This window comes from Hydrogenivirga sp. 128-5-R1-1 (assembly GCF_000171895.1).
The window spans coordinates 1-1595 of the sequence record NZ_ABHJ01000302.1; the positions used below are offsets into that span (position 1 = coordinate 1).

Here is a 1595-nt window from a genome sequence, read left to right on the forward strand (position 1 = left end):
ACTAAAAAGAATAGATTTACCTGACAATTTAGTAAAAGCAATGGCAAGGCAGGCAGAAGCAGAAAGAGAAAGAAGAGCTAAAGTAATTGCTGCAGAAGGTGAGTATCAGGCTGCTGAAAAACTTCTTCAGGCTGCTAATCTTCTATCTAAAAATCCTATATCTGTTCAGCTTAGATACCTTGAAACACTTACGACAATTGGACATCAAAATGCAAAAACAATAGTATTTCCATTTCCAACTGAAATAATGGAAATTTTCAAAAATAAATGATTAAATATTAAAAAAAACATAAATGGAGGATACCATGCCTAAAAACCAAAGAAAAGATAGATTAATAAAAGAATACATCCATGACCCATACTTTACCAAGGAAAAATATAATGACCCTTCTGTTTGCGAAAAATGTGGTGTTGTTTTTCATGATGGAATATTTCAATGGATGAAAGAAGTGCCTTCAGGGGCAACTAAAATGGTATGTCCGGCATGTCGCAGAATTGAGGACAAATACGAGGGAGGAATAGTCTATTTAGAAGGAGAGTTTTTACAAAACCATAAAGACGAAATTTTAAACCTTATAAAAAATGTTGAAGAAGATGAAACGGCTTATAGACCATTAGAAAGAATTATAGAAATAAAAGAAGAAGACGGAAAATTAGTTATAACCACTACATACGAACATCTTGCAAGAAAAATTGGTGAAGCTGTTCATAAAGCTTATAAAGGAGAATTGAATATACAGTACCCAGAAGGCTGGAAATACATAAGAGTTAGCTGGAAAAGAGATTAAATATGGAATTAGTACCTTTTTTATAATATGAAGTTTGAAAAATATATTTATAAGAAAAAACTCAAAGAATTACCTGAAGACCTTCTTCCAAGAGAAAAAGCTTTAAAATACGGCATACAATCTCTATCAGAAAGTGAACTTCTTGCCATTGCCTTAGGAAGTGGAACAAAAGGTATGAACGTTATAGGTCTTTCTGACCTTATAATGAAAAAATTTGGTATTGATAATTTAAAAAATGTAAAACTTGAAGACTTAACAAAAATAAAAGGAATAGGAAAAACAAAAGCACTTCAAATACTCGCTATCGCTGAGTTTGCAAAAAGAGTATGTAATGAAGAAGAAAAAACTGTTCTTTCTTCACCTTCTGATGTTTATGAGATTGTTAAAGATTTAAAAAATGAAAGACAGGAAAAACTTTTAGCCATTTATACAAATACATTAAATGAACTTCTTGGCAAAGAAGTTGTAGCAGTAGGTTCCTTAAATGTTTTAAACGCAAGACCAAGAGATATTTTTTATTATGCTATAAAATACAATGCATACGGCATAATACTGGTACATAATCATCCAGAAGGAAGTTGTGAGCCGAGTAAGGAAGATATAGAATTTACAAACCTTTTAAAAAAACTTTCTCTGGAAATGGGGTTTGAAATTTTAGACATTTAATAATTTGTAATAAAGGATATTTCAGTTTTGCATCACAGGAGCTAATTTAATGAAAAAATATAAAGTTTTACTTGTAAATGATGATGGATATTTATCTGAAGGATTAAATGCAATACGAAACGTGCTTTTAGAAAACAATTT

General features: G+C 30.5%; 2 protein-coding genes and 1 pseudogene. All 3 read left to right on the forward strand.

The genetic code is table 11. The features are described from left to right. Window positions 1–271: pseudogene (locus HG1285_RS19980) on the forward strand (slipin family protein); the annotation flags it as partial. A 34-nt stretch (window positions 272–305) separates the two neighbouring features. Beyond that, window positions 306–788: a BCAM0308 family protein gene (locus tag HG1285_RS02210; protein ID WP_008289184.1), complete on the forward strand. Its 483-nt coding sequence runs from the start codon at window positions 306–308 to the stop codon at window positions 786–788. 27 nt (window positions 789–815) lie between these two features. After that, on the forward strand, window positions 816–1454 hold the full coding sequence (radC, locus tag HG1285_RS18465; protein ID WP_008289185.1) for a DNA repair protein RadC: 639 nt from the start codon (window positions 816–818) through the stop codon (window positions 1452–1454). Window positions 1455–1595: the final 141 nt, after the last annotated feature.

Excerpts from the sequence above, each read along its gene's own strand:
- HG1285_RS02210 (WP_008289184.1), top strand. The coding sequence starts at position 306 with ATGCCTAAAAACCAAAGAAAAGATAGATTAATAAAAGAATACATCCAT.
- radC (WP_008289185.1), top strand. The coding sequence starts at position 816 with ATGAAGTTTGAAAAATATATTTATAAGAAAAAACTCAAAGAATTACCT.